At 45.2% G+C, this 6,531-nt stretch carries 4 protein-coding genes; 3 read left to right on the top strand and 1 reads right to left on the bottom strand.

Translation table 11 applies throughout. The features are described from left to right. Positions 1-130: 130 nt before the first annotated feature. Positions 131-5,776, top strand: coding sequence for a DUF6908 domain-containing protein (locus tag AC2VE5_RS23545; protein WP_486890087.1), 5,646 nt, complete (start codon positions 131-133; stop codon positions 5,774-5,776). Here the strand turns inward: AC2VE5_RS23545 and AC2VE5_RS23540 are convergent. Then, positions 5,768-6,001 (bottom strand): hypothetical protein, encoded by a 234-nt coding sequence (locus AC2VE5_RS23540; protein ID WP_486890086.1) that lies wholly within the window; start codon positions 5,999-6,001, stop codon positions 5,768-5,770. The genes AC2VE5_RS23545 and AC2VE5_RS23540 overlap by 9 nt on opposite strands. 136 nt (positions 6,002-6,137) lie before the next feature. On the opposite strand from AC2VE5_RS23540, the gene AC2VE5_RS23535 reads away from it, so the two are divergent. Both AC2VE5_RS23535 and AC2VE5_RS23530 read left to right on the top strand, forming a co-directional pair. Beyond that, positions 6,138-6,407 carry a hypothetical protein gene (locus AC2VE5_RS23535; RefSeq protein ID WP_486890085.1) on the top strand — a complete coding sequence of 90 codons (270 nt, stop codon included), beginning with the start codon at positions 6,138-6,140 and terminating at the stop codon, positions 6,405-6,407. A gap of 27 nt (positions 6,408-6,434) precedes the next feature. Continuing rightward, a partial coding sequence (locus tag AC2VE5_RS23530; RefSeq protein WP_486886923.1) for an IS1/IS1595 family N-terminal zinc-binding domain-containing protein occupies positions 6,435-6,531 on the top strand: 97 nt, incomplete at its 3' end.

Here is a 6,531-nt window from a genome sequence, read left to right as displayed (position 1 = left end):
CACACTGCAAGATAATTTCGGACTGGTAATGCCGCCATTTGAATGGAGCTTTAGGATTCATTAGAGGCAGGCAGAATTATTTTCTCTAGCAGCATTATTTTAGCCTACCATTTTTTGCAACACAACCGGAATGAGCGTTGATGAGTATGTATGCGATAGGTTAAATGAATCATCTCAAGAAGAGTTATTTAGTCACTACGCTGCCGAACAAATTGATTCCCTAGCACTCTCGATTTACAACCATGAGTTTGAGAATAAAGCAACCTTAATAGGACATGACACAGGGATTGGGAAAACTAGAATCCTTTGCGGTTTAGCAAGGTATGCACAGCAGCAAGGCATGACCCCAGTAATTGTTACAGCCGACTCTGTACTATATGCGGACATTTTAGCAAGGGATGCTGTAGATACAGGGAACAGCTTTAATCCATTAATTACCAACAATGACTTTCATCTAACGCTGCGTTCGGCTGATGGCAGGAAAATAGGAGAAATCAATACACCTGAAAATCAGGGAGATAAAGTTAGGCAGTGCGCTCAATCTGGCAACATTGGCGAACATGACTGCGTTTTTACGACCTACGGACAGCTAACAGGTGCGCCTAGCTTGGGACGGCGGGAACTATTAGATGTGATCGCACCATCCAGCTTTTTAATCCTCGACGAGAGCCACAAAGCCGGAGGAGCCGCCGCCGAGACACGCCCAGAGCGCAAAAATGCACCAGTTGTCCCTTCCTGTAGCGATTTCTTTCAGCAGCTAGTTACTCGTACAAAAGGCTTTGTAGCATCTTCTGCCACAGCAATCAAAGATCCAATTATTGCGGCTAGACTATTCTACGAAACAACCGACCTAAAACTCGCTGCCCCAACTCAAAATAGTTTTACCGACCATCTCAAAGCAGGCGGCGTACCATTACAACAGATGGTGTTCTCCATGTGGGCGGAGTCAGGTGGCTGCATTCGCTGCGAGAAGTCCTACGAAGGTGTAGAGTTCGGAGTCAGTAAAGTTCCAGTAAGCTTACAGACGGCGGAGAATAACTCAAAAATACTCAACCTAATTTGGCAGTTCGACCGTGCTAAAGAAACAGCAGTAAAAGAAATCCGCGCCCAGTATGCCGACGCGGGGGAGGCAGCACGAAATGGCAACCCAGCCATTGGGGAAGCTGGAGCATCTAGTACAATTTTTACAAGTGTCCTGCATAACTTAACGGCAGTCACTTCACTAGGATTAAAAGCCGAAGAAACCGCAAACGCAGCCATCGCGGATATTGAGCAGGGGCGCAAACCAATTCTCATGCTGTTCAACACGATGGAATCGACAATAAAAGAGTTTGTCGATACCCACAATGAACTCGCCGACAGACATAATGCGGAATTTCCTGACAGTCCCATCAAACGAATTGAGGTTGGTGACAATATTACTATTGATGCGGGACAACTATTTACACGCTACTTGGAAAAGTCGCGCACGATTAAAATTACTGAACCATACCTAAATGAGCTAACGGGAAAAAATGAAACTCGCGCTCACCGATTAACCGATGGTGAATTGGGGGAAGCAGGGGTTGCGACTTTCAACCGCGCCGAAGCTGCGATCACCGAAACTGATTGGAGCCAATTGCCAATCTCACCAATTGACTACATTAAGCAAAAAATTGAGGATGCGGGGCATTCCGTTGGCGAGATTACTGGGCGCTCTCACATATTGAAGTACGAATCAGCCAACGATTTAGCGGCAGGAGTTGTGACCTACAGCACTCGTCGTAGCGGTACGGCTCAGAAAAAGGGGGTAATGGACGATTTTCAAAATGGTCGCCTCGATGCGATTATTACTAATTCCACCACTGGCTACTCCCTTCATGCGGCGCGGACAGCAGCAGACCAACGTCAGAGGGTAATGTATCTCGTCCAGCCTCACCTGGATGTAAATCAAGTCGAGCAATCCATTGGCAGATCGCACCGGAGCGGACAATTAGATCCCGCTAAACACGCACCAGACCGATTAGACGAAAACGGGCAGCCAGTATGGGGACAATACCCTGGTACTTTTGGCTTACCTGCTTTTAAGCTGGTAGTTGGGCAAGATTTACCGACTGAAGAAAGAGCCGTGGCAATTCTCATGAAAAAGATGAGCTACTTGAAAGCAAATACTACAGGTAATAAGTCTTCCAGCTTTGGGCTAAAAGAAATACCCGATTTCATCAACGATTACGGTAATGAAGTAGCCCAAAACTTGATGGAGGGAAATCCCCAGCTTCATGCTGATCTAGATCACCCCCTCGGACATGGGGAAGAACTTACCAATCCTAAAGCAATTCAAATAGTTACGGGTCGGGCGGTGATGCTTGTCAGCAACGAGCCGCCTACGGTAGAGAACCCTTATCCTTCTCTAGAACGGCAAGCATGGCTGTATGACACGCTAACTTCGGATTACAAGGAGTTTTTAGCCCAAAAGGTTGCCTTGGGGGAGAACGAATTAGAAGCGCAAAAACTAGATTTGCAAGCAGAGCCAAAAGCAAGACTCGTTCTCAGTACCGGAGATCCGCAGGTAGACAGTCCTTTTACAAAACCTGCTTATTTAGTAGAGGTGCAGGCAAAAACAGGCGCTAAACCTAATACCACGCTCCAAGTTGTTAATGCCGTGCGCCAAGAATTAGGATTTGAGCCAACGGCTGATTCTAGTGACCATGCTTTATTCGACGTTAGGGAAACTGGAGAACAAGTTGCCCAAGAAACAGTAGAGCAATTACGCACGTCAACCGGGGAGTTTTTACAATCTACTGTTGGCGTAAAAGAAGCAGAAATTGCGATTGCCACTGGAAAAGTAGAAAAATATCAACAGAAGTTCGACGCGGGAATGGAACAATGCGAGTCTTTGCAGCAGCAACAGGCAGCCGCCGTAAGTAGTGGTAATACTGAACTATTTGAAAAACTTCAGGCTCAACTAGGACAGCAACAACCAAAAATCGACAAGCTTAAAAGCCAGTTGAGTAAAGCCAAGCTAGACGTAAATGGCAAGCAGTTTCAACTGAGTAAAGAGCAGAGAAATATCAATGCCACTCTAGAAGAAGTTTGCGCTTTAATTAAGCAGTTTCCCGTTGGTCAGCCTGTAAGACTGATGGACAACGAGACTAAGAATTATCTTCACGGTGTAGTAGTGGGGGTAGAGCAAAAAAGTAAGGCAAATAATCCCACTGCTCCTGGTAACTGGAAACTGAAGCTATTAGTAGTAGATGGAGTTCGTTCTCTTTCAGTAAAATTCGATAGCCTCACCAAGAATAAGCAGTCTCTTGAACCCGCCCGGATGGCGAATAGTTTCACAAATGTTAAAGAACAAACCTCTGTTTACGAGTTATTCGACCAACGCCAAAGTGAAGCCAAAGAAAAGCGTTACCTAGTAAGCGGACAAGTATTGGCTACAGAACTAAAAGGTAAATTTGCTCAAGTTAGTGATGACAAGGGGCAAATCCACCCTGTTTACTTGCTCAGGCGTGGGTTTGACCCTGCCATTGACATGAACCTTGATCCGGTGATGTTGGCTAACCCCGCACAAGTTAAGCAGTTTTTTGAGCGGACTCAAAGAGCGGGAGTAATAAAAACCGCCGATGAAAACTTAACTGTGATTGTCGATCTTAAACGCACAAACGAAGGCGGCATTGTGATTAAAACGCCCAAAGCTACGGCTCAAGGAGGCATATATTTTAAAAATGAGGGTTTGCTGCAACTTACTGGGGATTTTGTTTCTAAAACTGAATCGGTACGCCAAGGGAACAACACCAAATCTGAGAGTATCATGACAGTCAGTGTCAGTGCCGATAAAACCGATGAAGTATTGGGCTACCTTTGCGCTAAATGGGGATTAGGTGCGGACAGCTATAAAGATGTGGCAAGAGAGATGCTGGGGCAAGTATTACCGTCCTGGGAGAAGTGCAATGAGATTAATCCCGAAGCACCTCGTATAACTATTACTCATTCTCCCCAAAATGCCAGAATTGATAGCTTGCCTTCTCAAGGTGTTGCCCAAGAAGTAGAGCCTTTAGAGAATAATACTCAAAGCGATCGCCTTTCTACTGCTTCTAAGGCAATTACTGCTGAGACTGATTCCACGATAGCGACGAGCGCACCTGAAGAAGTAGGCAACAATCAAGCTGTACAAATAGTCCCAGCAAATAATCAAAATGGGGCGGCGGAGAAAAATATTGCCAAACTCCTACACGAAGCAGGATTAGCCGCCGAAATTCTTACAGGTGAGGATTTTTACCTTAAAGTTGAGAACAAACCGTTTACTCCCTTAGTCATTGAGCGGCACGGGCAACAATTGTACGCAACTCACTATCTCGAAGATAGGTACGGCGACTTATTTATGGATGCAGAAATGGTTTTTCGCATTTCCTCTCAGGGTCAGTTGACGTTAACTGAGACTGCTACACAAAATCCTATTAATGGCGGCGAGTACCGTAGCCTAGAGCGAGGATTTGCCCAAACCTTTAGTAAAAACTTACTAGAACAAGGCTTTGCTGAACCTGCCCGTATCGCGTTTATTGAGAAACAACAGTCGCTATTGCAGCCAAACCAACAAGAAGCTGAAGCCTCAGATTCGGTAGTAGTGGAGGTTCCTGAATCATCACTGCCAGTAGTACCAGAAAAGGAAGTTGCAGCACCTATTATTAGCGATCGCCAAGAACCGCCGCAATTAAATCCTCTACCAATTGCTTCAGACTCCACTGCCACAACTAGACAGGCAAAGCGTAAGACTTCTACTACCAAATCAACGCCAGGACAAGAGCCACAAGGAATCCAATTAAGCTTATTTGACGTTGGATTAAGCTCGAACGCTTCTGCTACAAAAAGCGAACCTCAAAGCCCTGTTGAAGTGAAGACTGCCATAAAGGAAAACAAAACTGAAGTAAAAAGTATAAAAGCTTCAGGCGATCTCACCTCATCAAATCTGCCTCCTACCTCTACTGATACTGCGGAAAGCTTAGTAGACCCGATGCAGATTTTTCAACAGGTTGTAGATCGAGTGGATAAGCTTACGGGAGAGAAATTTGCTTCCATACAGTCGGAAAGTCCATCTCTGGTGACATTGCGAGATTGGTACAGAGCCGCGCGAGAACTCAATAAATCCTCAAAATATCTAGAGCGGATCTCAGAGATTGGGACTAATTTTAAGCAGGGTGAACCTTTAACAGATAAGGTAGTCGCAACAATGCAGTCAGACTTACAGGCTCAGTTCAAAAAGCTGGCAGTAGAGGAGCAAATTAACCAGCTTCCCGATAATGAGTTTGTTCTCCTCCACCAAGCTGTCGATAATTATTTTAAAGCCGCGCCCACCAAACCGCCTAAAGAAGCTGAGATACAAGCTCTCCACAACGAGGTTGGTCAGTTAGTAAATCAAATTAATATTCTGGGCAGACAACAATCCGATGCTTTGGCAATGGTGGAAGCAATGCAGAACAATCCCCTGCGAAACTGGAATGGGAAGTACGATGCAGCCGTTGCTGGGCTTGAACAAACAGCGAGTAAGCTAGAAAATGCGATCGCCCACAAGCAAGGCAAAGAGAATCAGTTGGGGCAGTGGAACAAGCAATTCTCAGCTTATCAGACCTGGTACAAAAACCCCCAAACGGTTGAAATGCGTTCTTTTGCCCAAGGATTTAATTCGTCGCAAGCAATGGAACGCTTGGCAAGCATCGAGCGCAAATCACCACGAAGACAGGGGCAGTTAACAGGAGGACAACCGAGGAGCGATCGCGGACCGGGGTTATCAGCGTGAACCAGGCGGGGCAGGAACAATCAGTAACTCACCTTCTGCAATCTTAGCTAGTAATCCAGCAATCCAAGGCTTGTCAGCATACTTGCACCCATACTGAAGTGCTATTTTCTCTAAGGTGGCTTGTGTTTCCTCAGACATTCTCATCGCTACAGTGTGGTTGTTTAACTTAGGGCGTTTCCCTCGTCCAAGTGCTAACTGCTCAGTTTTTGGATGTGGATTAGGCATTGCTAAATAAAAAGATTTATGACTAACATAATAACACTTGTGCATATAAACTTGCAATACTGTTGATTGTATGCAAAACATATGTTATTATTAGGATATAAATAAGGGGATATCTCCACACGCCCCAGGTAAAGAAATGCTCTTAAGAATTAAAGTTTCTCGGCTCGACTTCCAAGCTGCCTGCTCTAATGGTTGGGTTGATGGTCAGTGGCAAGGTAAAAAAGGAATGTATGTTTACTCTGAGTTAGGACTAGAGCAGGACTATATATCTGGTGTTAACGACGATCCAAAAACAAGTTACAGAATTTTTCAAAACTGTGCGGTATTTATTGCTAAGAGTCAAGAACAATTGGAAAGTGAAGAATACGAGGTAGTGCGTCAAATAAACGTGGGATTGGTAGAGTAGAGGGGATCTCTCATCTGCAACTCGTCCATGCAATGCCCTTTGTGTGATCATTCTAAAGCCCATAAACACGGCAAGATGCCCAACGGACATCAACGCTATCTCTGTCCTGTTTGCCAACAGACGT

Source organism: Aliterella sp. E5.1, assembly GCF_057473825.1.
This window is presented reverse-complemented; position numbering and strand designations above follow the sequence as displayed.